Source organism: Pseudolabrys taiwanensis (assembly GCF_003367395.1).
In the GTDB taxonomy this organism is placed as follows: domain Bacteria; phylum Pseudomonadota; class Alphaproteobacteria; order Rhizobiales; family Xanthobacteraceae; genus Pseudolabrys; species Pseudolabrys taiwanensis.
Map to the genome: position 1 here is coordinate 3384040 of NZ_CP031417.1, position 26156 is coordinate 3410195.

Sequence of the window (26156 nt, forward strand, 5' to 3'; positions counted from 1 at the left end):
CGCATAGCTGGCACAACGGTAGTTTTCTACATAGGGTGATCCGGGGGGGGCAACTTAAAAAGGAGGAAGCCTTGATGAAGGCGCCGCCTGATATTGATCTCGACGAAAAGACTCAACGCATGGTCGACGGCATGATCGCCGCCGAACAGCGCGCCATGGCCGATCGTGCGGCCGAGTCTGAAGACTGCGACTGCAAGGAGGGAATGTTCCCGGCACGCGCAAGCCGACGGAATTTCCTGTTCGCAGCAGGCAGCACGGCCGGCGCTGCCGCCGCACTCCTCTCCAATCCGGCTACAGCTCAAAAAGCCCCGCCGGGCGCGGAATACTTCGACGTGCCGGACGATCCGACAAAAGTACCGGGACGTCCCGTCGCTGGTGACGGCGGTTATGGTTCGCGCTCGCAGTTCGAAAGCGAAGTGCGAGTTCGCTATCCAACGCCGAACGAAAACACGTCTTGGAGTCTGACGCCGCTCGACAAGATGGTCGGCAACCTTACAGCGTCGGGACTCCACTTCGAACGTCATCACAACGGCATCCCGACAATCGATCCTTCCAGGCACCTCATTGTCGTGCATGGCATGGTCGACAAGCCGTTGAAATTCACGATGGCCGATCTGAAGCGCTTCCCGTCAGTCACGCGCCGGCATTTCATCGAATGCTCAGGCAACGGCCTCACTGAATGGAAAAAGCCGACCTTGAAGACCGTGCAAGGCACGCATGGTCTGCTGAGCACATCGGAGTGGACCGGCGTTCCGTTCGCCACGATCGCGCGCGAAGTCGGCCTGAAGGACGGCGGCACCTGGGTCTTGGCTGAGGGGTCTGATTCCGCAGTGATGACGCGCAGCATCCCGATGGAGAAGATGCTGAGCGACGCCCTGCTGGCCTATGGTCAGAATGGCGAGGCAATTCGTCCCGAACAAGGCTATCCCGTGCGTCTCTTGTTGCCCGGCTACGAGGGTAACACGCACATCAAATGGCTCCGCCGCCTGGAAGTCAGCGACAAGCCATTCATGACGCGTGAAGAGACATCGAAGTACACGGACCTCATGGCGAACGGAAAAGCGCGTCAGTTCACGCTCGATATGGACGCCAAATCGGTGATCACGTTCCCGTCCGGCGACATGAAGCTGCCTGGACCCGGTTTCTACAACGTCACCGGCCTGGCTTGGTCGGGGCGCGGCCGGATACAGTCCGTCGACGTGTCGATCGATGGCGGAAAAACCTGGTACCCGGCGCGCATCGACTCGCTGCCCGAGCCCATGTGCACGGTGCGGTTCAGCTTCCCATGGATGTGGGACGGCAAACCCGCCGTGTTACAGAGCCGCTGCACCGACGAGACGGGCTACATCCAGCCCACGTTGCAACAGCTCACCGCGATTCGCGGCGACAACGGACCGACCGGATCGGTCTATCACCTCAACGCGATCCAGAGCTGGGGCGTTGCCGCCGATGGGAGCATAACCAATGTCCATGCGTAAGCTCCGCATCATCGCAACGGCGCTCGTCGCGGCTGTACCGCTGGTCGCCGCGGCGCAGGTCCAGTCACATTATGGTTTCGGCACACCGGCAACTCCGCAGGATCTGGCGAAGTACTTCTCCATTCCTGCTGACGGCCGAGGCCTGCCCCCTGGTAGCGGCACAGCGGCGAACGGCGCCAAGCTTTTCGCCGACAATTGTGCCGCCTGTCATGGCGATAAGCTGCAAGGGAATCCGACCGCCGGACTCGGCGGCGACAAACTGATCGGCGGACGCGGCACGCTGGCAACCGACGCTCCCGTCAAAACAGTCGAAAGCTATTGGCCTTATGCCACGACGCTTTTCGACTACATCAAACGGGCAATGCCGTTCACATCGCCGGGCACACTCAGCGACGACGAGGTGTACAGCCTCGTTGCCTACATCCTTTCGGAAGCCAAGATCATCAAGGCCAACGAAACGATGGACGCGAAATCGCTGCCGAAAGTGGCGATGCCGAACCGGGACGGTTTCGAACCCGACCCGCGGCCGGAGCTCGGCCTTTACCGCTAGCCCACCAGTTGGGCGCCCGCCCAGGCGGGCGCCCGTTTTTTCACAACAGACGTTCGATGTCCGGCTTAATCGCCGCCGGCTCGGTCGTCGGCGCGTAGCGCTCGACCACGTGGCCGTCGCGGTCGATCAGGAATTTGGTGAAATTCCACTTGATCGCTTCGCTGCCGAGCAGGCCCTTGGCCTCGCCCTTGAGCCAGCGATAGAGCGGATGAGCGCCCGCGCCGTTCACCTCGATCTTGGCGAACATCGGAAAGCGCACGTCGTATTGCAGCTTGCAGAAGCTGGCGATCTCCTCGGCGTCGCCCGGCTCCTGGCCGCCGAACTGATTGCAGGGAAAGCCGAGCACGGCAAAGCCCCGCCCGTTCAGCTCCTCGTAGAGCCGCTCGAGGCCGGCATACTGCTTGGTGAAGCCGCACTGGCTGGCGGTGTTGACGATGAGCAGCACCTGGCCGCGGAAGCGCGCGAGCGGCACCGCCGTGCCCGCGAGGTCCTGTGCGCTGAAGTCGTACAATGTCGTCATCGCTTGCCCATGTCTTGGAGCGCTACCGAGCTGCGCTTCCCGCCGCCGAACCGAAACCACCATCCCCCAGCGGTCTCTCCCGCGCCAGTCCCGGCGGCCGCCGCCCTGCTCCCGCCGGAACCCATCTGGGCCGACAATGCCGGATGACCGGCATTCGGTCGGAATTTGTGGTGCTGAAATACCTATTCGACCAGCATCGAGGCCGAACAGACTACATAAAGAAATCTTTATATATGCATTGCGACCCCGGCCTGGGACTGTTATAGGCACGGCCGGCACATTTCATCCCCCAATTCCGTTTGTGGAAGGACCCTCATGCCCGTCGCCAAGGAATACATCGTCAAGGACATCGGCCTCGCCGATTTCGGCCGCAAGGAACTCTCGCTCGCCGAGACCGAAATGCCGGGCCTGATGGCGACCCGCGAGGAATACGGCCCGAAGCAGCCGCTCAAGGGCGCCCGCATCGCCGGCTCGCTGCACATGACGATCCAGACCGGCGTGCTGATCGAGACGCTCACCGCGCTCGGCGCCGACGTGCGCTGGGTATCGTGCAATATCTACTCGACGCAGGATCACGCCGCCGCCGCCATCGCCGCCGCCGGCGTGCCGGTGTTCGCCGTCAAGGGCGAGACGCTGAAGGACTACTGGGACTACACCGCCAAGCTGTTCGACTGGCACGGCGGCGGCTATCCGAACATGATCCTCGACGACGGCGGCGACGCCACGATGTACGTCCACCTCGGCCTGCGCGCCGAGAAGGGCGACACGGCGTTCCTCGACAAGCCGGGTTCGGAAGAAGAGGAAGTGTTCTTCGCCCTGCTCAAGAAGCAGCTCAAGGAAAAGCCGAAGGGCTACTTCCAGGCCATCGCCGACTCGATCAAGGGCGTCTCGGAAGAGACCACCACCGGCGTGCACCGTCTCTACGACATGCAGAAGGCCGGCACGCTGCTGTGGCCGGCCATCAACGTCAACGACTCGGTGACCAAGTCGAAGTTCGACAACCTTTACGGCTGCCGTGAATCGCTGGTCGACGGCATCCGCCGCGGCACCGACGTCATGATGTCGGGCAAGGTGGCGATGGTTGCCGGCTTCGGCGACGTCGGCAAGGGCTCGGCCGCGTCGCTGCGCCAGGCCGGCTGCCGCGTGATGGTGTCGGAAATCGATCCGATCTGCGCGCTGCAGGCGGCGATGGAAGGCTATCAGGTCGTCACGATGGAAGACGCCGCGCCGATCGCCGACATCTTCGTCACCGCGACCGGCAACAAGGACATCATCACCATCGACCACATGCGGGCGATGAAGGATCGCGCCATCGTCTGCAACATCGGCCACTTCGACAACGAGATTCAGATCGCCTCGTTGAAAAACCTGAAGTGGAACAACATCAAGCCGCAGGTGGACGAGATCGAGTTCCCCGATGGTCACCGCATCATCATGCTGTCGGAAGGCCGCCTGGTGAACCTCGGCAACGCCATGGGTCACCCGAGCTTCGTGATGTCGGCGTCCTTCACCAACCAGACGCTGGCGCAGATCGAGCTCTTCGCCAACAACAAGGACGGCAAGTACAAGAAGGAAGTCTATGTGCTGCCGAAGTCGCTCGACGAAAAGGTCGCGCGCCTGCATCTGGCCAAGATCGGCGTCAAGCTCACCGAGCTGAAGAAGGACCAGGCCGACTATATCGGCGTGAAGGTCGAAGGCCCGTTCAAGAGCGATCACTACCGCTACTAAGCGTTCGACATTCCGACGCGAACGAGATGGCCGGGCAATCGCCCGGCCATTTTTGTTTAGCACGTAATTAGCTGAAGCCGCAGCATCTGCCACAGGCAGGGCGTGCTCCCTCTCCCCTTTGGGGAGAGGGCTGGGGTGAGGGGGATACGATCCCTCGCTATAACCCCTCACCCGCCGCGCTCCGCGCGGCGACCTCTCCCCATGGGAGAGGTTAAGCGAGTCCGCGGCTACGCTTGCTTCAATCTCGAGCACCCATGCTCTGCCGCCTCGCACGATGCCCTAGTTGGCTCCGCCGACTTCCGTAAACCGCACGCGGCCGTCCTTCTCCGGCTTGATGCCGGCCTGACCGGCGGCGCGAATGGCCGCTTCGGCGATCTCGCTCAGCCTGCGCGGCTTATGCTTGGTACCGGGGGGCAGCGGCGCCTTCTGCAAATCGGCGATGCAGGTCTCGCCCGGTGCCAACAGCGGATAGCCGTCACCGCCGCACAACAGGAAAGGCGGCGCCGCGACCTTGATCGGCGTGTTGCTCTTGCAGGTGACGCCCTTCTTGCCGACGAAGCGCGTCACGGCCGCCGCCGTATATGTGTTGTCGGCGCGCGTCACCTCGGCTTTGACGCCGGCGAGATGCGGCCAAGCGCCCGTTCCCGGGTGCAGCAGACCGTGCGCGATCGCGGCGCAGACCTGCTTGGCCGGAAGCACGCGCACCGCGATGACATCGTCAAAGCGGATAGCGTCGGCGACGTGCCGCAGCCGAAGCTTGGTCCCCGCCGCCAGATCCTCATTCAAACCGAGGATGCCCGAATTGACGATCGCCACATCCGCTCCGGTGTCCTTCTTCACCGCGTCCGCCAGCCAGTCGCCGAAGCCCGTCTCCTGGCTGCGGTTCGCGGTTTCCTCCAGTTCAATGACGCTTTGCGTGCGGCCAATCTGCTCTTCGAGACAGAGGGGCGAGGCTGGCTTGCCCTCCGCATCCTTGCGCCTGCGGCACAGCTCCTCGTCGGCGCGCGCCGCCCACCAAGCGGCCAGCTTCGTCATCGGCTCGTCGGGCGGGATCGCCTCGTTAAGGGCAATGAGCTGCGCCTCGACGCGCGGCCGCTGTCCCGATGTCAACAGCACGTCGATCCGCCATGCCGAACGGCCGTCCGAGTCCGCCTTGAAACCGCGCGGGCGGCCCGCGCTGTCCATGAGTACCATGTTGTTATGGTCGTGGCCGCCGACGAGCAGATCGAGCCCCGCCGGGGCGAGCTCGCGCAAGAGCGTCTCGTCGTCCTCGCGCGGCAAATGCGTGAGCGCGACGACCAGTTCGGCGCCGCGGTCGCGCAAGGCCGCCACGCTACGCCGCGCAGCCGGCAGCGCCTCCTCGAAGCGCGGATAGTCCGGCGCGCTTTTCTTGTCGGGCGTGAGGCCAATGCCGAACAGGCCGATCTTGACGTTGCCGACGTCAACGATGGCGCCGTCCTTGACGTTGCGCCGCTGCGGCACACCGCTCATGCTCGCGCAGCCGGAAAAGTCGAGGTTGCTGACGAGCCAGGTGAACTGCGACTCCGCAATACGTTTGTCGAGCGGGGACGCCGGATTGTTGCACTTTGAATCGTCGAACTCATGATTGCCGAAGGCGACGAACATCCGGGCATCGAAGGTCTTCGGATAACCGTGCAGATTGTTCATGGCGTCGATCATCTGCTCGCCCTTGAACACCTTGCCGACCAGCGACGGCGACAGGAAATCGCCGGCGTGCAGCAGGATTGCGTCCGGCGCATCGCGCTCGATCCAGGTCCGCAACGTGCGCAGGCGCGCGAGGCCGCCGCTCTTGCCTTCGGCGACGCCGTCGATGCGATAGATGTCGTTCACGGTGAGGAAGGTCACGCGGCGCTCGGCCGGCTCCGCGGCGGCTGCGCCGATCAGATGGGGCGTGACGAGGAAGACAAGGCCCAACATCCAACCGACTTTGACGAAAATCGATGACGTCGCGGCTTCGTCGGCCCGCCAAAGACTCCTGCGCATCCCGCCCCTCTCCCCCTGCAGACCATCCGCATCAATCAGCTGGCTGTCACTTTTTCAAGCATCGCCGCCGCTTCATACCGCCCCCGCGGCGCGGCCCGTGCCGGATGGTAAGTATTACTGCGGATGGCGGCCGTTGACACGAATCAACTCGCCGCCGGGCGCGCCGGCGATGATGCCGCGTCATTCGAGCAGGAGGACGTCATGCACAAGCGCGCGTCTCGTGCCATCGCCGAAGCCGCTATGTCCGAACAGCGCAATTCCGTCGTCTGGTGGACGACGGGCCTTTGGGGCCTCGCGCTGGTCTATCTGCTGGCGACGTTTTCGGTTTACTGACGTGAGAACTGCGGCGGTACCAGAATGAGTGTGTACCGCTGCGGCTGGCCGGGCGTGCGCAGGAAAGCGCGCACGATCGAGCTTTCCACCGTGCGGCTGCCCGGCACCTTCACGGCAAGCTCCGCCGCCTTCAGCCGGCAGTTCTGATCGTCGGCCATGCAGACATAGGCGGCGCCGTCGCGCGCGAGTTCGGCCGCGTCGGGAGGCGGCATGTCGGTCAGCGCGCGCGGGCGGTCGGCGGCGTAGGTGACGACGCCGTAAGCGAGGTCGGCCTCGCCGCCGACGAAGCGCAGCGGCGCCGGCGTCATCTGCCGCCACGCCTGCTCGACTTGATGCGCCAACAGCGCCGCCTGCGCCGATGCGGCCGGCGGCCCCTTGCGCTGTCCCATGATGGCAATGCCGGGCGAGGCTGCGAGCATCGCCAGCGGCACAACGATCGCGGCGACAAGCAAGCGCTGCGTATCGACCGCGCGCACGATGACGCCCGGCGGCGACAACAGCAGCACGCCGAGCAAGGTGAAAGCCGGCATCGACCACAACGAGGTGATTTCGCTGCGGCCGACGATGGCGCCGAGCGCGGGCAGCAGAAACGGCAGCCAGAAGGCCAAGGCGGCGAGCCGCCGCTCGCGCTCCTGCGGCCAGGCCATGTCGGCGAAGGTCGCCGGGTTGAAGGCCGCCATCACCGCCACGATGACCAGCGGAATTGCGACGTAGGCAATCGAGCCGCCGATATAGCCGACGGCGCTCACCGCCGTCGTCGCTAACGACTTCTCGCCGTGCACGACCATCGCATACGTGAATGGCGCGAAGTGATGGTCGACCAGCCAGACGATGTGCGGCGCCAGGACGACCGCGCCGGCAACGACGGTGACCCACGGCGCCAGGGATTTGAAGTAAGCCATGCGCCGCCGGTCGATCAGCGCGGCGACCACGAGCCCGGCCAGCAGAAACACCGACCAGTATTTGGTGAGCATCGCGCCGGCGGCACACACGCCGGCCAGGGCCGCCCATTTCAGGCTCGAAGTCCGGTACGAGCGCAGGAACGCCAGCGTGGTCGCCGCCCACAGCGGCATCATCACCGTGTTCACGTTGTACTTCAGCGCATGGAAATTGAAGAACGGCACCAGCATGAGCAGCAGGAGCCCGACCACGCGCTTTTCGGCATCGAGGTAGTCGGCCGACAGCTTCCAGGCGAGCCACAGCGCCACCGCCGGCATCAGCATGGCGAGCAGGTAGTAGGCCCACTCGGTCACCGGGAACACGGCAAACCACGCCGCCACCAGCCAAGCCGCCAGCGGCGGGTGCTTGAGGTAGCCGAGCGACAGATCGCGCGACCAGGCGACGATCTCGACCATGTCGGGGTGCAGCCCCAGCGGCGCCTTGGCGATGGTGCCGTAGGCCGTCCAGACGGCGACGTAGAACGCCAAGGACAGCAGCACCGTGCTGTCCGCCCGCACCGGGTCGATCAGCGAGGCGCGAAACAGGGCCGGAAGGCGGCGAATGGCGGAGAACGGGGCGGACAGGGGCATGGCCGGAGCTATCGCATACGTCAGCGGCACCCGTCACCTCCGCAGTCATTTTGGGCGAGCGCGAAGCGCGAGCCCCGGAATCCGGTGCGCCGCGCACGATCGAGGCGGCACGGCGTACTGGGTCCTCCGCTTTCGTGGAGGACGATGGCCGAGGGTGTTGGCCCGCCGGGCAAGCTTGTCGGGGCCCGCTTGTAGACGCTCTGTCGGGGTGTTATCTCGCCGCCATGACGTCTGTTCCGATCGAAAACATCCGCAATTTCTCCATCGTCGCGCATATCGACCATGGCAAATCGACGCTTGCCGACCGGCTGATCCAGCTCACCGGCGGCCTCGACGCGCGCGAAATGGCGGGCAAGGAACAGATTCTCGATAACATGGAGATCGAGAAGGAGCGCGGCATCACCATCAAGGCGCAGACTGTGCGCCTGATCTACCGCGCCAAGGACGGCAAAGATTACATTCTCAACCTGATCGACACCCCCGGCCACGTCGACTTCGCCTATGAGGTGAACCGGTCGCTGGCTGCCTGCGAGGGCTCGCTCTTGGTCGTCGACGCCTCCCAGGGCGTCGAGGCGCAGACCCTCGCCAACGTCTATCACGCGCTCGATGCCGGCCACGAAATCGTGCCGGTGCTGAACAAGGTCGACCTGCCGGCCGCCGAACCCGAGCGCATCAAGCAGCAGATCGAGGACGTCATCGGCCTCGACGCCTCCAACTCCGTCATGATCTCGGCCAAGACCGGGCTCGGCGTACCGGACGTGCTGGAGGCTATCGTGACGCGGCTGCCACCGCCGAAGGGCGACCGCAGCGCGCCGCTGAAGGCGCTGCTGGTCGACTCTTGGTACGACGCCTATCTCGGCGTCGTCGTGCTCGTGCGCGTGGTCGACGGCGTGCTCAAGAAGGGCCAGGGCATCCGCATGATCGGTGCCGGCGCGTCTTACGACGTCGACCGCTGCGGCGTGTTCACGCCGAAGCTGACCATCGTCGACGAACTGGGCCCCGGCGAGATCGGCATGATCACCGCGTCGATCAAGGAAGTCGCGGACGCGCGCGTCGGCGACACCATCGCCGACCAGCGCAATCTCGATATCCAACCGCTGCCCGGCTTCCAGCCGGCGATTCCGGTCGTGTTCTGCGGCCTGTTTCCGATCGACGCCGCGGCTTTCGAAGACTTGCGCGCCGCCATGGGCAAGCTGCGGCTCAACGACGCGAGCTTCTCGTTCGAAATGGAAACGTCCGCCGCGCTCGGCTTCGGCTTCCGCTGCGGCTTCCTCGGCCTGCTGCATCTGGAAATCATCCAGGAGCGGCTTGAACGCGAGTTCAACCTCGACCTGATCGCGACCGCGCCGTCGGTCATCTACAAGATGAACCTGCGCGACGGCAGCCAGATCGAGATTCACAATCCGGTCGACATGCCGGACGTGATGCAGATCCTGTCGATCGAAGAGCCCTGGATCGAGGCGACGATCCTGACGCCCGACGAATATCTCGGCGCCGTGCTCAAGCTGTGCCAGGACCGCCGCGGCACGCAGAAGGAACTGACCTACGTCGGCAACCGCGCCATGGTGAAATACGAACTGCCGCTCAACGAAGTGGTGTTCGATTTCTACGACCGGCTGAAGTCGGTGTCGAAGGGCTATGCCTCGTTCGACTATCACCTCACCGACTATCGCGAAGCCGATCTCGTCAAGATGTCGATCCTCGTCAACGACGAGCCGGTCGACGCGCTGTCGATGCTGGTGCACAGAACGCGCGCCGAGACGCGCGGCCGCGGCATGGTCGAGAAGCTCAAGGAACTGATCCCGCCGCACATGTTCCAAGTGCCGATCCAGGCCGCCATCGGCGGCAAGATCATCGCCCGCGAGACCGTGCGCGCCCTGCGCAAGGACGTGACCGCCAAGTGCTATGGCGGCGACGCCACCCGTAAGCGCAAGCTTCTGGACAAGCAGAAGAAGGGCAAGAAGAAGATGCGCCAATACGGCAAGGTGGACATTCCGCAGGAAGCGTTCATCGCCGCGCTGAAGGTGGATGTGTAGCGGCTTGAGGCAGGCTGCGTAACATGTTACGCTAGGCTTCAGGAGTCAGCGATGACCGCACCTCGCAAGTCGGGATCAAAGACCCGTTCGAAAGCCAAGCCAAAGACGGCACGCGAGCGCATGCAAGCGCGACGCGACCGGCTACGTTCGCAAGGCCTGCGGCCGGTGCAGCATTGGGTGCCCGATTTGCGCGATCCAAAGGTGCGAGCCGATTTGCGCCGCGAAATGGCTGAATTGGCAAAGCACCCTGCCAACGCTGAGATCGATAACTGGATCGAAAAAATCTACGACGACAGCGACTGGGTCTACGACGATAAAGACTTGAAATGAAGCGCGGCGATGTCGTTCTTGTTCTCATGCAGGGCGACGTCGGCAAGCCGCGCCCGGCCGTGATCGTCCAGTCGGACAGCGTTACCGCGTCGGCCACCAGTGTCATCATTTGTCCGATGACATCCGAAATCCACGAGCCGGGAACGATCCGTCCCATTGTCGAACCAGACGCTGCGAACGGCTTGCGCTTGCGCTCTCAAATCATGACCGACAAGCTTGCCGCGACGCGGGCCGATCGCGTTCGGCGCGTGCTAGGCGCCGTCGATGCCTCGACCATGGAGCGGCTCGACCGCGCGCTGTTCGTTGTCCTCGGGCTGGATCGGTGATGCATAAGTACTGCGAGGCCAACATCCCACAGGAGGCGTTCAGGCGCTCCGAGAGCGACATCAGGGAAGCTGGGCTTTGATGAAATCTCGCAAGGATAGTGTCTGTGCATGGAAGTCCTTTAGGTAAATAACCTTCCCTCCAGCCTTGTAGGCGTCCTTAATTGGCCCCGGCTTGCTATCCGCCGTCAGAATCACTGTGTAAAATGAGCTAGCAGCAACGGCGGTGTCGGCCATATTTTTGGGCAAATCTGAGCCGGTCCTCTTCTTACCTAGAACACGCTTTGGTATTTCAGTCGCATACCAATTGCGCTCATTATCAGACATAAAAGTACCTTGATTGAATCCTAAATAACAGTCGGCCTCAGCAAACCCAAAGTAGCCAACTGTTGTAACTGAATGCCGCGCGATCGTATCGTAAATGTAATCCTTAAGCGCTCGATTAGAGCACCCATCCTTACTCACGTCTGGGATAGCTTGAATTTCAATCTCAATCTCGCGCGGCATAAAAAGGCTAAAATCGCCCGGCGGGAGCTCGGCCACGAGGTCCATGCCGCTATTGAAAAAATCATTCCAGGCATTGCAATCTATCGTTATAGCGATGGTCATTTGCGCCTGGTAATGAGAGGTCTCCTTGCTCGACGTTCGCATCCGATATACGCCCACCGGCATTGAATCGTCAGCCCCGAAAGGCAGATAGCGCAGCGTGTCCGCCATTCTGGCGCGAGACGTGTTGCGTTACGCATTCGGCCAACCCGCCCAACAGCCTACTCCGCAGCGCTCTCCATCGGCTGTAATTCGCCAGCGTCTTTCATGTCGTCGTGCAGCGCGATGGGGTCCCAATCGTAACCGCTCGGCCATGTAGGCGCGCGGTCTTGCGTTCGACCTGCCTCTCCGTTCGGAAGGCAAGCTAGTATGCGGCCGCCCGAGGCACGTGTCATCACCGAACTACACCATTCATGACTGCCGTCGATCGAAGACTGTCTGGCTAGAAACCTAGTTCAAACAACCCCAACCCCTCCCGCACCTCCTCCAGCGTCGCTTGCGTGATCGCCCGCGCCGTCCGAGTCCCGTCGCGCAGAACGTCGAACACAAAATCCGGATCGCGCGCTAACGCCGCGCGGCGCTGGCGGATCGGCGCCAGCAAATCCTGCAACAAGACCTCGAGCCGCGCTTTCACCGCCATGTCGCCGAGGCCGCCGCGGCGGTAACGCGCCTTGAGGTCAGCGACGCCGTCCTCATCCGGGTCGAACGCATCGAGATAAGTGAAGACCACATTGCCTTCGACCGAGCCGGGGTCGCTGACGCGCACATGGTTCGGGTCGGTGTACATCTGGTGCACCGCGCGCTTGATCTCGTCGGGCGCAGCCGACAGCGGCAGCGCGTTGCCCTGCGACTTGCTCATCTTCGCCTTGCCGTCGATGCCCGGCAGCCGCCCGACCTTCGGAATGACGGCCTCTGCTTCGATGAGCACCGCGCGGCCGATCTGGTTGTTGATGCGCCGCGCGATCTCGTTGGTCTGCTCGATCAGCGGCGCCTGGTCTTCGCCGACGGGCACGACGCTTGCCTTGAAGCCGGTGATATCGGCCGCTTGCGCGACCGGATAGCACAGGAACCCGGCCGGAATGTCGCGGCCGAAGCCACGCGCGCGGATCTCGTCCTTGATGGTCGGATTGCGCTCGAGCCGGGCGACCGAGACGAAGTTCATATAGAGCATCGTCAGCTCGCAAAGCGCCGGCAGGCCGGACTGCACGCAGATGCTGGTCTTTTCAGGATCGATGCCGACGGCGAGATAATCGAGCGCCACCTCGATGACGTTGCGGCGCACTTTCTCCGGATCGTGCGCGTTGTCGGCCAGCGCCTGATTGTCGGCGAGCAGCAGGAATTGGCGATGCGTGTCCTGCATCGTCACGCGATTTTTGAGCGAGCCGACATAGTGGCCGAGATGCAGGGGACCGGTGGTGCGGTCGCCGGTAAGGATGACGGGCTTGGTCGTTGAAGGGGCATGCATGGCGGTTCTCCGGTTGGGAGCCGCCGCGTGTCGGAAAGCTTGTTCTGAACATACGTCGCCTGCCGAAACCCGGCGGCCACGTCTGATGGCTTCAAATGAAAGACGACGTGCCGCTCCTTACAAGGAGCGCCACCAATAGGCTCGGGCGGATATCGCAACGTCGATCATGCGTCCCGCATGCCACAATTTCAGTTGCGCGGCAAGCAGGCGCGCGACTCGACCGCGCGCGGGCCAGCGACTATGAAGTGCCGCTGTTCCGATCGATGGAGCCGAGCCTTGTGGCGCGCGATGACCGACGCCGATCTGCCGCGGGTGCTGCACATCGCCGCCGCGGTGCACCCGTCCTTGCCGGAAGACGCGGCTGTCTTTGCCGAACGTCTCGCGCTGTATCCGACTGGTTGTCTGGTCCACGAACACGGCGGTGCCGTCGACAGCTACGTCATCAGTCACCCTTGGCAGGACGCGGCGCCACCCGCGCTCAATACGCTGTTGGGCAAACTGCCGGCCACGCCATCGACCTACTACATCCATGACATCGCGCTGATGCCGGACGCGCGCGGCAGCGGTGTCGCGAACACGATCGTCAAAACGCTGATGGCTCATGCGCGGCAGAACCACTTCGCCACGATCACGCTCGTCGCCGTGAACAATTCCGCACGCTTCTGGCGCAAGCACGGCTTCGAGGCCGTGAACGACAGAAGTCTTGCCGCGAAGATCGCAAGCTACGGCGCGGATGCGCGCCTCATGCGCGCGACCTTGCCGCCGGCTTGATTCAAGCCGCGCGCCGCACTCGCCCCCTGAGCGCGACATAGCCGCAGGGCCTACCGCAAGCAGCGACAAAGAACGATCTTTGCAGCATTCAAAGGCTTTTTTGGCGACGTACAAGCGGCCAAAGCGACCGTTCATCGTTGCGCATGGACCGTGGCGCGATATCATCGCGCCGCTCATGATAGCCACACGGGGTGATAATTGACTGCGGGCGCACATGCCGATCGAAGCGCGAGCTTGGCCGACGCAACGGCGTGGCTCGTGCGGTGCGATGCGTTGCCGGCCGATGTCGAAGCGAAGGCCCGCCTTCTGTTGCTCGATACGCTTGGCTGTCTGCTCGCCGGCTTGAACCATCCCGACGTTAAGGCATTCGGTCGCGCGCTGCGCGTCGCCTTTCCCGGCGACGTCGCCTGGCCCGCCTCGGACATCCAGCTCGCGCCGGCCGCCAGCGGCGCGCTCGGTGCGGCGGCGGCGTGCTGGGATGAAGCCTGCGAAGGCAATGCTTCGGCGCATGGTCGGCCGGGCCTGCCCGTTGTTCCCGCGCTGCTGGCGCTCGCCGCGACTCGCAATGCGACGCTCGGCGAACTGCTGCTGGCGCTGGCGACCGGCTATGAGATCGGCACCCGCGCCGGCGAATCTTGGCGCATTCCGCCGGGCTGGCATGTCGACGGCAGCTCGCATTCGCTCGGCGTTGCCGCGGCGGTCGCGCGGTTGACCTCGGGACCGCAGCGTGTGCAAGCGGCAATCGAAGCCGCCGCCTGTCAGATTCCAGCCAGCCTGTATTTGCCGATCACCGTCGGCTCGGTGTTGCGCAACACCTATGCGGCGCATGCCGTGCTGCTCGGCGTCATGGCCGCCGCCGCGGCGGACGCGAACTTCACGATGCCCGATGGTGCGCTCGAAGAAGGCCGCCGCCGTGTACTGCGCGCCGAGAACGACGCCAATCCAACGCCGGCCGGTCATTGGACAATTCTGGACGGCTATCTGAAGCCCTTCGCCGCCGTGCGCCATACGCATTACGGCGTCGCCGCCGCGTTGCGCTTGCGTCAGCATCCCGCTTTCTCGCTGGCCAAACTCGGCGCGATCCGGCTGCAGGTCTATGACGAGGCGATGCGCTACTGCGGCAATCGCGCGCCACAAACCGCCATCCAGGCGCAGTTCAGTCTGTCCTACGCGGTCGCGGCCGCGCTCGTGCTCGGCGACCTCGGGCCGGAGGCCTACACCAAGCTCGATGACCCGGCGATCACGGATCTCGAACGCCGCATCGCCGTCGACGTCGATCCGGCGCGCACGCACCGCGGCGCCACGCTCACGCTCACCATCGACGGCGCCGCGCTGTCGGATACGGTCGATGCCGTCGCGGGCGATCCGTCGATGCCGATGACGCAAGCCGAGGCCGTCGCCAAATTCCACCGCTACACGGATTCGATCGTCGGCCGGCCACATGCCGAAGCGCTCGTCGCTTTCGCGCTTGAAGCCAGCGCGACAACACCGGCGCGCCAATGCTTTTCGTTGGGACGCCCATAGACTGTTTTCGCATTACATCGATCAAAGTGAGGTGGATCATGAAACGGCCGAACTTGCCGGCACTCGGATTGGAATTGTCGCGGCGCACCGTGCTCGGCGCGGCACTCTCCGCGCCATTCGTTCTCAAGGCGCGCGCGCAGGAGTATCCGACGCGCAATCCGCGCCTCATCGTGCCGTTCGCGGCCGGCGGTCCGACCGATACGCTGACGCGCATCGCCGCCGAGCGCGTGAGCCCGCTCCTAGGCCAGCAGGCCGTGGTCGAGAACCGCGCCGGCGCCGGCGGCAACATCGCCGGTGAACTCGTCGCGCGCACCGATGCCGACGGCTACACCTTGCTGGTCGCCGGACAGGCGATCCTCGCGATCAACAAGGCGCTGTACAAGAAGATCTCCTACGATCCGGCCACCGACTTCACCTTCATCGGCATGCTCGGCGTCATCGCCAATGTGCTGCTGGTCAATCCGAAGACCGTACCGGTGAACTCGGTCGCGGAGCTGATCGACCTTGCCAAGAAGAAGCCCGGCGAAATTTCGTACGGCTCGAACGGCCCGGGCTCGCTCACGCATCTGACCACCGCGATCATGGCACATCAGGCCGGCATCGAACTCTTGCATGTGCCCTATCAGGGCGCGGCGCCGCTCACGACCGATCTGCTGGCCGGGCGCATCGGCATGACCTTCACCGCCGCGTCGGCCGCCATGCCGCTGGTGCGGTCAGGCCAATTGCGTGCCCTTGCGGTGACCACCGGCAAGCGCAGCCGTTTCAGCCCGGAATTGCCGACCTTGGTCGAAAGCGGCTTCCCCACGCTCGATGCGCCGACATGGTTCGGCGTGGTGGCGCGCAGCAAGACACCGGCGCCGATCCTCGCCAAGCTGCGCAAGGACTTCAACACCGTCATCACCAGCGAAGACTATGCCAAGGCGCTGGAGAAGCAGTCGATCGAGATCATGGTGGTGCCGCCGGAGACCTCGGACGAGTTTCTCGCCAAGGAGCGCAAGCTCTGGAGCGACGCCGTGAAGGTGACGGGCGTCAGCTTGGATTAGAGCAAGCACGCGCCTGGTCGACTGAATCGCGCGACACTCCGCCCGTCCCCGCGAAAGTGGGGACCCAGCGCGGTAGCGCAAATTTGGTAGGGCCTGCTGGAGTCCCGCTTTCGCGGGAATGAGCGGAGACTGGCTCGACGCAATCCAATCTCAAACTGGCGACAGGGCACTCAATACGGCCCGCCGCGCCAGCGCGGCGGCGGTGCGTAGTAGTAGCCGTCGTCACCGTCCGGATCGAACAACTGCTGGAAATCCCGGCCGTGCGTCCGCCGCACCGGCCGGCTGACCTCGGGCGCCGGCGCCGGCCGATCGCCCGTGACGACGATCACCGTATCGCGGCGATGCTCCTGCACGAGCGCGAACAGGATGGCGGCATTGTTCGGATGCAGACGGATGCAGCCGTGCGAGGCAGGCCGCCCGAGCCGGGAGATTTCGTAGCTGCCGTGGATGGCGTAGCCGCCATTGAAGAAGATCGAGTACGGCATCGGCGACCAGTCATATTTGCGCGAGTACCATTTGCGCTCGAGCCGCTCCGGCCGGTAGGTGCCGTTGGGCGTGCGATAGCCCCAGCGGGCGGTCGACACAGGCCACTGATATCGGGTGACGCCGTCGATTTCGACGGTGAGGCGCTGCGTGGATTTATTGACGGTGACGACGACGCCCGCATCGGCACGCGCGATCGCGCACACCATAAAGGCACAGGCGGCCAAAGCACTCAGGATACGCGACATCGCACACTCTCCGACGGCGCAACCTGGCACCGTCATGTCGCTCCTTCTTTAACCTAAATCAAACCGCTCAACGCGAGAGGCATGGCGTTGAGGTTAACGCGTAATGCCGTACTTGCGGTCGAGCGCACGCAGCCAGGCGTCGCGCTCGCGCATCACATGCCCTTCGCTGCCGACCGAGACGCTCAACCGCTCGACCGTGGCGACCTGAGTGCGGGCGGCACGCCGCACGACCGGTTGCTCATCCCCATCGGTGGCGCGCGCCTGCGCGGCATAAGCCTTGTTGCTCGTCTTGGCGCTCAGATGCTCGCTGCCGCCGGCGGGCTTTTCATCGCTCACATCCTTCGTGGCGACTGTTGCAGGCTTCGTCGCGGCGGGTCCTTCCGCCATCGGCTGACCGCCCGGCGCGCGCGGCAATGGGCCGTCCAGCACGACGACTTTGGTCTGCTTCGCGCCGTACCGTTGCACCATGGAAAACAAGACCGACGCATTGTCCGGCCGCAAGCGCACGCAGCCATGCGAGGCCGGGCGGCCGATGTTCCGCGTCTCGGTCGTGCCGTGCATGGCATAGCCGCGGTGGAAGAACACAGACCACGGCATCGGCGCCCAATCGTATTTGCGCGAATACCACTGCCGCTCGAGCCGGGTCGGCCGATACGTGCCGGATGGCGTCGAGTAGCCTTTGCGTCCCGTGGACACCGGCCAGCGGTAGGCCTCTTCGCCGTCCACCGCCACCGAGATGCGCTGCTGCGATTTGCTGATGCTGACGACAAGCTCCGCGCGCGCGGGCAGCGTCATCATCAGCACACCGAACATGGCCGTCATAGCGAGGTTACGCATGGCACCAGCCCCAAATGCAGCGACCCTGACAGGTTAAGGAGTTTCACCCGCCGGATGGAACTTGTAAAGCATTTGTTAACCATAAAAACTATTGAAATACTTGCGTTTTTCGAACCATCGCGGAACGGTGGTTATATGCTCCCGCTCTAAACCATCGTTCGCAATTAAACTGACAGCGCGACAGGGACGCGGTAGACCGTCAGCACCATGCTGACGCGCATCACAGCTTTCCTGGTTGTGTCGGCGGTATTTGTCGCTGGCACTCTCGCGCTTGGGCAACGGATAACGGTTGCGCAAGCGCCCACGCCCGACTCCTCGGCTCAACCGATACCCGAGCCGAGCACGAGCAAGAACAGCAGCGCCGAGACGCCTGCCCAAATGCAACAGCAAACGCCGGCACCGGCAGTGACGCCGCCCGCACCGGCCTTACCGGCTGCGCCGCCGGCCCCTGCGCCGGACACCGCGTCCGCTCCCGCGCCAATCACACCGGCACCCGCCGCGACCGCGCCACCCGCCGAGCCGGTCACAACCGCCACGCCCACGCCACCGGCCGACACCCCGGCGCCCGCGGCATCCGCGCCGCTGCCAACGGCCCGGCCGACGGTCAGCGACGGCCTCGATGCTACGCCGGCGAAGACGCTGTTCTCGCGCGTGAAGCTGCCGTCGCTCGGCAAGGCGCTGGCGATCGGTTATTACCCGCGTGGCTGTCTCTCAGGCGGCGTCGAACTGCCGGTGAACGGACCGACCTGGCAAGTGATGCGCCTCTCGCGCAACCGCAATTGGGGGCATCCCGAACTCGTGCACTTCCTCGAACGCTTCGCGCCACTCGCGGCCAAAGCGACAGGCTGGAAAGGCATCCTCGTCGGCGACATGGCGCAGCCGCGCGGTGGGCCATTGCCCTTCGGTCATCTGAGCCATCAGATCGGACTCGACGTCGATATCTGGTTCATGCCCATGCCTGCCCACACGCTGTCGAACGATGAGCGTGAAAAGACGTCGGCGATCAATCTCGTCTCCGACGATTGGAAGCACATCAATCCAAAGACCTGGACGCCGCAGCATATCGCCTTCATCCGCACGGCCGCCGAACAGCCGGGGGTCGAGCGCGTACTCGTCAATGCGGCCATCAAGAAAGAGCTGTGCCGCGTCGACAATGGCAAGCACTCATCCTGGCTCGATAAAGTGCGTCCGTGGTACGGCCACCACGACCACATTCATGTGCGGATGAAATGTCCCGCCGACTCGCCGAACTGTCGCAAACAACCGCCAGTACCCGGCGACGATGGATGCAGCGCCTCGGCTCTCGACTATTGGTTCTCGGATAAGGTATTGCATCCGAAGCCCAAGCCGCCGGGCCCGCCACCGCGTCCGCTGATGCTGTCGGACCTTCCGCCGGCTTGCAAAACCGTAGTCAGCGCACCCGCGCGTGACGCCAGCAAGACGACAGAAAGATAATGAAACTCTGCCGATTCAACGATAATCGCCTGGGCTTGGTTGAAGGAAATGAAATCAAGGATGTGACGGCGGCGCTCGATGTGTTGCCGGCCGCGCGCTATCCGCTTCCGACCACCGATCTCCTGATCACCCATCTTCCGGAAGTCCAGAAGGCCGCTTCGGCCGCCGCGAAGGGCGCCAAGAGCTTTGCGCTGAGCGACGTGAAGCTGCTCAGCCCGGTCGCCAATCCGGGCAAGCTCGTCGCCGCACCGGTGAACTACAAGAAGCATCTGGATGAAGCGCGGACCGACCCCCAGATCCACCATCAGAACCAGGTGGCGGAGATCCAGCGCGTCGGCCTGTTCCTGAAGGCGAACAGCTCGCTCGCCGGCGCGAGCGACGTGATCCCGATCCGCCATCCGGACCGCCGCACCGACCACGAGATCGAGCTCGTCGCCATCATCGGCGCCAAGGCCAACCGCGTGAAGCGCGAAGACGCGCTCAAATATGTCGCCGGCTATTGCATCGGCCTCGACATCACCGTGCGCGGTCCTGAAGAACGCTCGCTGCGCAAGTCGATCGACGGCTACTCGGTGCTCGGACCGTATCTGGTCACGGCCGACGAACTGAGCGATCCGACCAACCTCGACCTCAAGCTCACGGTCAATGGCGAACCGCGTCAGATCGCCAACACGCGCGATCTCATCATCGGCGTCGCCGAGCTGATCGAGTTCGCGACGTCGTTCTACACGCTCTATCCGGGTGACGTGCTGTTCACCGGCACGCCGGAAGGCGTCGGCCCGATCAAGCCGGGCGACACCATCGACGCGTCGATCACGCATCTGGGATCGATCCAGGTGAAGGTGGGATAAGACAGGCGTCCATCCCTCCCCTGAAAGGGGAGGGCCGATCGAGCGCGATCGGGGATGGGGTCAATTTTCATTCTTCCCAGGTCCCCACCCGGCTCGCTCCGCTCGCCACCCTCCCCCGCAAGCGGGGGAGGGATAAGAAGTTACGCCACCGGCAGCACGTTGGTATATTTCACCTGCTCCAGCGCGAAGCTGGATTCGATCGAGGCGATGCCTTCGAGCCGCGTCAGCTTCTGCTTGAGGAAGCGTTCGTAAGCCGGCAGATCCGGCACCACGACGCGCAAGAGATAATCGCGCGGCCCGGTCATCAGATAGCACTCGAGCACTTCCGGCCAGCGCGCGATGGTCTTGGCAAAGCGATCGAGCAATTCCTCGCGCTGCTTTTCCAGCTTGATCGAGATGAACACGCTGACCGGCAGTCCGACCGCGCGCTGGTCGAGCACCGCGACATAACGCGCGATCACGCCGGCCTTCTCCAGGATGCGCACGCGGCGCAGGCACGGCGACGGCGACAGCCCGACCTTCTGCGCCAAGTCTGCAAGGCTCATGCGGCCGTCGTCCTGCAGGTGGCGCAGGATCTTCAGATCGACGGCATCGAGCTTGACCATTTCTGGCATAATCGGCTCTTTCTTGGCATCGAATTGGCAGAATAGGCCAATATGGCCGCCTAATATAGCGCGAATTGGCAAGCATCACTATCGCCTCGGGCGCAGAATCCGACGAGAAGTTGTCGTCCCGGGCGAGCGAAGCGAGGCCCGGGACCCATACGCCTCAGTCTCTCGATAGTGCACGGCGTATGGGTCCCGCCTTCGCGGGGACGACGCAGAAGCAAGGCCTACGCCATGACGACACGCGACAACCTGCAACTCCTCTCCGCGATCGAGCGCAAGGTGCTCTGGCTCGCGAGCTGGATGATCCACAATGCCAACCACCTGCGCGAGAACACCGACGGCCTGAAGGTCGGCGGGCATCAGGCCTCGTCGGCGTCGCTGGCGACAATCATGACAGCGCTCTATTTCGACGTGCTCAAGCCGCAGGATCGCATCGCGGTGAAGCCGCATGCCTCGCCGATATTCCATGCCATTCAATATCTGCTCGGTAAGCAGACGCGCGAGCGTCTGGAGAACTTCCGCGGCTACAAGGGCGCGCAGAGCTACCCCTCGCGCACCAAGGATGCCGACGACGTCGATTTCTCGACCGGGTCGGTCGGCCTCGGCGTCGCGCAGACGCTGTTTTCGTCGCTGGTGCAGGACTATGTGCGGGCACACGGCTGGGGCACGGACCGTCCCGAGGGCCGCATGGTCGCGCTGGTCGGCGATGCCGAGCTCGACGAAGGCAACATCTTCGAAGCCCTGCTCGAAGGCTGGAAGCACGGCTTGCGCAATTGCTGGTGGATCATCGACTACAACCGCCAGAGTCTGGACGCCGTCGTGCGCGAAGGCCTGTGGGAGCGCTACGAACAGCTGTTCAAGAACTTCGGCTGGAACGTCGTCATCGTCAAATACGGCTCGCTGCAGCAGGCGGCCTTCAAGGAGCCGGGCGGCGACAAGCTCAAGGCCTGGATCGACAACTGCCCCAACCCGCTCTACTCGGCGCTGGTGTTCGCGGGCGGCGCGGCCTGGCGCAAGCGGCTCAATGACGAGATCGGCGATCAGGGCGACGTCTCACGGCTGATCGAGAAGCGTTCGGATGCCGAGCTCGCGGCGCTGATGAACAATCTCGGCGGCCACGATCTGCCGGCGCTGCTGGACGCGTTCAACAACGCCAAGAGCGACAAGCCGACCTGCTTCATCTGCTACACGGTGAAGGGCTTCGGCCTGCCGATGGCCGGGCACAAGGACAACCACGCCGGCCTCATGACGCCGGCGCAGATGGACGCCTATCGCACGGCACAGAACGTGCGCGAAGGCCACGAATGGGACAAGTTCGAAGGGCTGCCGGTTGCGGGCGACAAGCTGCAGGCGTTCCTCGATCGGGTGCCTTTCGCGCAGGGCGGCAACCGCCGGCTCGAAGCGCCAAGCATCGCCGTGCCGGACAAGCTCGGCATTACCATTCAGCCGACGATGTCGACGCAAGCCGGCTTCGGCAACATCCTGAACGAAGTCGGCCGCGGCGACGGCGACTTTGCCAAGCGCATCGTCACCACCTCGCCCGACGTCACCGTGTCGACCAATCTCGGCCCATGGGTGAACCGGCGCGGCCTGTTCGCCCACGAAGCGACGCCGGACACCTTCCGCAACGAGCGCATCCCCTCGACGTTCAATTGGGAGTTCTCGCCGCAAGGGCAGCATATCGAGCTCGGCATCGCCGAAGCCAATCTCTTCATCACGCTCTCCGCGCTCGGCCTCTCGCACACGATCAACGGCGTGCGGCTCCTGCCGGTCGGCACGCTGTACGATCCGTTCATCGCCCGCGGCCTCGATCAGTTGAATTACGCCTGCTACCAGGATGCCCGCTTCATGGTGGTCGCGACGCCCTCCGGTATCACGCTCGCCGGCGAAGGCGGCGCGCATCAGTCGATCGCCGAGCCGATGATCGGCATGGCGCAGGACGGGCTGGCGATGTTCGAGCCGGCTTTTGTCGACGAGCTTGCCGTCGTCATGCGCTGGGCGTTCGACTACATGCAGAAGAGCGGCGGGGAAATGTCGGAACGGAACTGGCTTCGCGACGAGACCGGCGGCTCGGTTTACTTGCGGCTGTCGACACGGCCGGTGGAGCAGATCCAGCGCGCGATGACGCCCGATTTGGAACAGGACATCGTCGACGGCGCCTATTGGCTGAGGAAGCCCGGCCCGAACGCGCAGGTGGTCGTCGCTTACACCGGCGCCATCGCGCCGGAAGCCATCGAAGCCGTGGGACTGATGGCGGAAGACCGCCGCGATGTCGGCCTCTTGGCGATCACGTCGGCCGACCGCCTCAACGCCGGCTGGACCGCCGCGCAGCGCGCCCGCGAGCGCGGCCTCGTGCATGCGCGCTCGCACATCGAGCGCCTGCTGGAAGACGTGCCGACACATTGCGGCATCGTCACGGTGCTCGACGGCCATCCGGCAACGCTCGCCTGGCTGGGCGCGGTGAACGGCCATCGCACGCGCGCCTTGGGCGTCGAACACTTCGGCCAGACCGGCGCGCTGGCCGATCTCTATAGGCACTACGGCATCGACGCCAACGCCATCGTCGCCGCCGCGCAGGGCATCGCACCGGGCCGGCCGATCAGGCATTTGAAAGTGCTGTAGAGCCTCGCCTTGCGACCCAACCTCGAGCCGTCATCCTGAGGTGCGAGCGCAGCGAGCCTCGAAGGATGGCGGGCAAGACGCGTCCCCAAGTGTATTTGAGGTGAGACCTCGGCCGTCCCCCTTCGAGGCTCGGCCTTCGGCCGCGCACCTCAGGGTGACGGAACAAAGGTTGTCCGCGTGGTCAGCGCCGGTCTTCAAGAATCATCACGGCGCCCTTTTCGGCGATCATCATGGTCGGCGAATTGGTGTTGCCCGAGGTGATCGACGGCATCACCGAGGCGTCGATGACGCGCAGGCCCTCGAGCCCGATCACGCGCAGCCGCGCGTCGACCACGGCGCGGGCATCGTCGTCGCGGCCCATGCGCGCGGTGCCGACGGGATGGAAAATCGTCGTGCCGATATCGCCGGCGGCCTTTTCCAACGCCGCCTCGTCGTCGTCGCGTGCCTGCGCGCCCGGCAGGTATTCGAGCGGCGCGTAAGGCCGCAGCGCCGGCTGCGACACGATCGCGCGCGTCACGCGGATCGAGTCGGCGGCGACGCGGCGGTCTTCCGGCGTCGACAGATAATTCGGCCGGATCGACGGTGCCGCCGCAGGATCGCGCGACTTGAGCGTGATCGTGCCGCGGCTGGTCGGCCGCAGGTTGGCCACGCTCGCCGTGAAGGCCGGAAACGCATGCAGCGGCTCGCCGAACTTCTCGAGCGACAAAGGCTGCACGTGGTACTGAATGTTGGCGCGATCCTGCGTCGGATCGGACTTCGTGAAGACGCCCAACTGCGACGGCGCCATGGTGAGCGGCCCGCGCCGGCGCAGCATGTAATCGAGGCCCATCTGCGCGCGGCCGAACAGCGAGCCATACATCGCGTTCAGCGTCTTCACGCCCGACACTTTATAGATCGTGCGCAGTTGCAGATGATCCTGCAGATTGGCGCCGACGCCCGGCTTGTCGAGCCGCACTTCGATCCCGTGCTCGGAAAGATGCGCGGCGGGGCCAACGCCCGACAGCATCAGCAGTTGCGGCGAGCCGATCGCGCCCGCGGCCAGGATCACTTCGCCGCGGCATTTGGCGCTGCGCGTTTCACCGTTCTGCCGCCACCGCACGCCGGTGACGCGCTTGCCGCTGAAGTCCAGGCCTTCGGCCAGGCAGCCGGTCTCCAGCCGCAAATTGGGCCGGTTCAGCACCGGCTTGAGAAAGCCGCGCGCGGCGGACCAGCGGCGGCCCCGCTTCTGGTTGACGTGGAAATAGCAGATGCCTTCGTTGTCGCCGGTGTTGAAGTCGGCGACCGATGGAATGCCGTATTGCACGGCCGCCTCCCGGAACGCTTCCAGGATCTGCCACGACAGGCGCTGCGCTTCGACCCGCCATTCACCGCCCGCCGCGTGGTGCTCGCTCTTCAGGAAGTGATCGACATGCTTGCGGAAGAAGGGCCGCACGTCGTCCCACGACCAGCCCGGCAGGCCGAGCTGGCGCCAGTTGTCGTAATCCGCCGATTGGCCGAGCATGTAGATCATGCCGTTGATGGCCGAGCAGCCGCCGATCACCTTGCCGCGCGGATAATTGAGCGCGCGGCCGTTGAGGCCGGGCTCCGGCTCGGTCTTGAACAGCCAGTCGGCGCGCGGATTGCCGATGGCGAAGAGATAGCCCACGGGAATGTGAAACCAGACCCAGTTGTCGCGCCCGCCCGCCTCGAGAATGAGCACGCGCTTCGTCGGATCGGCCGAGAGGCGGTTCGCCAGCACGCAGCCGGCGGAGCCCGCGCCCACGATGATGTAGTCGAATTCGCCTTCGATCGCTGTGGTGCCGGTCATTGTCTCGGTCTCGTTTCTTCCCTGCGACTTTCTAGCAGAGTCAGCCAACACTCGCCGCCTACACTCCCCCCTGGAGGGGGAGGGTAAAGCAAGCAACCCCTGCGCAGGTGACAGAGATACCTCCGCTTGCTACATAGTTCCCAGACCCGCGCCGCACTGGGCGTGCAGCGTGCGGCCGGAACGGCGGTTCCGACAATGTCTTCCCTCTCTGACCGGAAATCAGGGCGCCATCGACGCGCCCGAGGAGAACCGCCATGGCCACTCGGCTTCTAGCCTTTTTCAGCCTTCTGCTCGCCCTTGCCGCCGCGCCGCACCCGAGCGCCGCGCAGGACAAGACCATCACCATCTTCGCCGCCGCGTCGATGAAAAACGCCGTCGACGACATCAATGCCGCTTACACCAAGGCAACCGGCGTGAAGGTGGTCTCGAGCTACGCGGCCAGCTCCGCGCTCGCCAAGCAGCTCGAGCAGGGCGCGCCGGCGGACGTCTTCGCCTCGGCCGATCTCGACTGGATGGATTACGGCGTGCAGAAGAAGGTCATCAAGGAGGACACGCGCGTCAATCTGCTCGGCAATCGCCTGGTGCTGATCGCGCCCACGGACTCCAAGCTCACCAACGTCACGATCGGCCAGGGCTTCGACCTCGCCAAGCTCGCCGGCGACGGCCGCATCACCACCGGCGACGTGCAGGCGGTGCCGGTCGGCAAGTATGCCAAGGCCGCGCTGGAGAAGCTCGGCGCCTGGCAGGCCGCCGCGCCCAAATTTGCCATGGCGGAAAGCGTGCGCGCCGCTCTCGCCTTCGTTGCCCGCGGCGAGGCGGTGCTCGGCATCGTCTACGAGACCGACGCCAAGGTCGAACCGAAGGTGAAGATCGTCGGCGCGTTTCCGCAAGAATCCTATCCGCCGATCGTCTATCCCGTCGGCCTGACGACAACGGCGAAGCCGGAAGCGGCGGCTTATCTCAACTTCCTGCGCAGCAGCGCGGCGAAAGCGATCTTCGAGAAGTACGGCTTCAGCTTCTTGATCAAGCCGGTGTCGTGACGAAGGTGGTTTTCGCGCCGCGAGC

General features: G+C 64.3%; 23 protein-coding genes. 14 read left to right on the plus strand and 9 right to left on the minus strand.

The window, feature by feature from the left end; all coding sequences use genetic code 11:
* Positions 1-203: 203 nt before the first annotated feature.
* Positions 204-1478, plus strand: a complete 1275-nt coding sequence (soxC, locus tag DW352_RS16120) for a sulfite dehydrogenase (RefSeq protein WP_115694442.1) — start codon at positions 204-206, stop codon at positions 1476-1478.
* Positions 1465-2028 (plus strand): c-type cytochrome, encoded by a 564-nt coding sequence (locus DW352_RS16125; protein WP_115692296.1) that lies wholly within the window; start codon positions 1465-1467, stop codon positions 2026-2028. Before soxC ends, DW352_RS16125 begins: the two co-directional genes overlap by 14 nt.
* Before the next feature lie 40 nt (positions 2029-2068).
* On the opposite strand, the gene DW352_RS16130 is transcribed toward DW352_RS16125, so the two are convergent.
* On the minus strand, positions 2069-2548 hold the full coding sequence (locus DW352_RS16130) for a glutathione peroxidase (protein ID WP_115692297.1): 480 nt from the start codon (positions 2546-2548) through the stop codon (positions 2069-2071).
* Between the two features lie 315 nt (positions 2549-2863).
* Between DW352_RS16130 and ahcY the strand changes: the two genes are divergently transcribed.
* The gene (gene ahcY / locus DW352_RS16135) at positions 2864-4276 is read left to right on the plus strand and encodes an adenosylhomocysteinase (protein ID WP_115692298.1); all 1413 of its coding nucleotides are present in this window, start codon (positions 2864-2866) and stop codon (positions 4274-4276) included.
* Positions 4277-4555: 279 nt separating this feature from the next.
* On the opposite strand, the gene DW352_RS16140 is transcribed toward ahcY, so the two are convergent.
* Positions 4556-6280 (minus strand): bifunctional metallophosphatase/5'-nucleotidase, encoded by a 1725-nt coding sequence (locus tag DW352_RS16140; RefSeq protein ID WP_115692299.1) that lies wholly within the window; start codon positions 6278-6280, stop codon positions 4556-4558.
* Positions 6281-6403: 123 nt separating this feature from the next.
* Between DW352_RS16140 and DW352_RS16145 the strand changes: the two genes are divergently transcribed.
* Positions 6404-6613 (plus strand): hypothetical protein, encoded by a 210-nt coding sequence (locus DW352_RS16145; RefSeq protein WP_115692300.1) that lies wholly within the window; start codon positions 6404-6406, stop codon positions 6611-6613.
* On the opposite strand, the gene DW352_RS16150 is transcribed toward DW352_RS16145, so the two are convergent.
* Positions 6607-8142: a glycosyltransferase family 39 protein gene (locus DW352_RS16150; RefSeq protein WP_115692301.1), complete on the minus strand. Its 1536-nt coding sequence runs from the start codon at positions 8140-8142 to the stop codon at positions 6607-6609. The genes DW352_RS16145 and DW352_RS16150 overlap by 7 nt on opposite strands.
* Before the next feature lie 224 nt (positions 8143-8366).
* On the opposite strand from DW352_RS16150, the gene lepA reads away from it, so the two are divergent.
* Genes lepA through DW352_RS16165 form a run of 3 tightly spaced genes read left to right on the plus strand, consistent with a single transcriptional unit; the run spans position 8367 to position 10834 of the window.
* Positions 8367-10178, plus strand: coding sequence for a translation elongation factor 4 (gene lepA / locus DW352_RS16155; protein ID WP_115692302.1), 1812 nt, complete (start codon positions 8367-8369; stop codon positions 10176-10178).
* Between the two features lie 51 nt (positions 10179-10229).
* Positions 10230-10508: an antitoxin MazE family protein gene (locus DW352_RS16160; RefSeq protein WP_115692303.1), complete on the plus strand. Its 279-nt coding sequence runs from the start codon at positions 10230-10232 to the stop codon at positions 10506-10508.
* Positions 10505-10834: a type II toxin-antitoxin system PemK/MazF family toxin gene (locus tag DW352_RS16165; protein ID WP_115692304.1), complete on the plus strand. Its 330-nt coding sequence runs from the start codon at positions 10505-10507 to the stop codon at positions 10832-10834. Before DW352_RS16160 ends, DW352_RS16165 begins: the two co-directional genes overlap by 4 nt.
* A gap of 60 nt (positions 10835-10894) precedes the next feature.
* Here the strand turns inward: DW352_RS16165 and DW352_RS16170 are convergent, their stop codons facing one another.
* Both DW352_RS16170 and trpS read right to left on the minus strand, forming a co-directional pair.
* Positions 10895-11548, minus strand: coding sequence for a hypothetical protein (locus DW352_RS16170; protein ID WP_115692305.1), 654 nt, complete (start codon positions 11546-11548; stop codon positions 10895-10897).
* A 271-nt stretch (positions 11549-11819) separates the two neighbouring features.
* Positions 11820-12842 (minus strand): tryptophan--tRNA ligase, encoded by a 1023-nt coding sequence (gene trpS, locus DW352_RS16175; protein WP_115692306.1) that lies wholly within the window; start codon positions 12840-12842, stop codon positions 11820-11822.
* A gap of 288 nt (positions 12843-13130) precedes the next feature.
* Here trpS and DW352_RS16180 point away from each other — a divergent pair, with 288 nt between their 5' ends.
* From DW352_RS16180 to DW352_RS16190, 3 genes are all read left to right on the plus strand, one after another.
* Complete coding sequence (locus DW352_RS16180) at positions 13131-13613, plus strand: GNAT family N-acetyltransferase (protein ID WP_245434139.1); 483 nt, start codon at positions 13131-13133, stop codon at positions 13611-13613.
* Positions 13614-13847: 234 nt separating this feature from the next.
* On the plus strand, positions 13848-15137 hold the full coding sequence (locus DW352_RS16185; protein ID WP_162827002.1) for an MmgE/PrpD family protein: 1290 nt from the start codon (positions 13848-13850) through the stop codon (positions 15135-15137).
* A 38-nt stretch (positions 15138-15175) separates the two neighbouring features.
* A complete protein-coding gene (locus DW352_RS16190; RefSeq protein WP_162827003.1) occupies positions 15176-16180 on the plus strand; it encodes a Bug family tripartite tricarboxylate transporter substrate binding protein in 1005 nt (334 codons plus the stop codon).
* Positions 16181-16350: 170 nt separating this feature from the next.
* Here DW352_RS16190 and DW352_RS16195 read toward each other — a convergent pair whose 3' ends face one another.
* Both DW352_RS16195 and DW352_RS16200 read right to left on the minus strand, forming a co-directional pair.
* Positions 16351-16911, minus strand: a complete 561-nt coding sequence (locus DW352_RS16195) for a L,D-transpeptidase (RefSeq protein WP_115692309.1) — start codon at positions 16909-16911, stop codon at positions 16351-16353.
* A 93-nt stretch (positions 16912-17004) separates the two neighbouring features.
* Positions 17005-17748, minus strand: a complete 744-nt coding sequence (locus DW352_RS16200) for a L,D-transpeptidase (protein WP_245434141.1) — start codon at positions 17746-17748, stop codon at positions 17005-17007.
* Positions 17749-18126: 378 nt separating this feature from the next.
* Here DW352_RS16200 and mepA point away from each other — a divergent pair, with 378 nt between their 5' ends.
* On the plus strand, positions 18127-19203 hold the full coding sequence (mepA, locus tag DW352_RS16205) for a penicillin-insensitive murein endopeptidase (RefSeq protein ID WP_210209846.1): 1077 nt from the start codon (positions 18127-18129) through the stop codon (positions 19201-19203).
* 35 nt (positions 19204-19238) lie between these two features.
* Positions 19239-20054, plus strand: coding sequence for a fumarylacetoacetate hydrolase family protein (locus DW352_RS16210; RefSeq protein ID WP_245434143.1), 816 nt, complete (start codon positions 19239-19241; stop codon positions 20052-20054).
* Positions 20055-20194: 140 nt separating this feature from the next.
* Here the strand turns inward: DW352_RS16210 and DW352_RS16215 are convergent, their stop codons facing one another.
* Positions 20195-20659, minus strand: coding sequence for an Lrp/AsnC family transcriptional regulator (locus DW352_RS16215; protein ID WP_210210005.1), 465 nt, complete (start codon positions 20657-20659; stop codon positions 20195-20197).
* A 234-nt stretch (positions 20660-20893) separates the two neighbouring features.
* Here DW352_RS16215 and DW352_RS16220 point away from each other — a divergent pair, with 234 nt between their 5' ends.
* Positions 20894-23284 carry a transketolase gene (locus DW352_RS16220; protein ID WP_115692312.1) on the plus strand — a complete coding sequence of 797 codons (2391 nt, stop codon included), beginning with the start codon at positions 20894-20896 and terminating at the stop codon, positions 23282-23284.
* Between the two features lie 181 nt (positions 23285-23465).
* Here the strand turns inward: DW352_RS16220 and DW352_RS16225 are convergent, their stop codons facing one another.
* Positions 23466-25091 (minus strand): GMC family oxidoreductase, encoded by a 1626-nt coding sequence (locus DW352_RS16225; RefSeq protein WP_115692313.1) that lies wholly within the window; start codon positions 25089-25091, stop codon positions 23466-23468.
* Positions 25092-25345: 254 nt separating this feature from the next.
* Between DW352_RS16225 and modA the strand changes: the two genes are divergently transcribed.
* On the plus strand, positions 25346-26131 hold the full coding sequence (modA, locus tag DW352_RS16230) for a molybdate ABC transporter substrate-binding protein (RefSeq protein WP_115692314.1): 786 nt from the start codon (positions 25346-25348) through the stop codon (positions 26129-26131).
* Positions 26132-26156 lie beyond the last annotated feature (25 nt).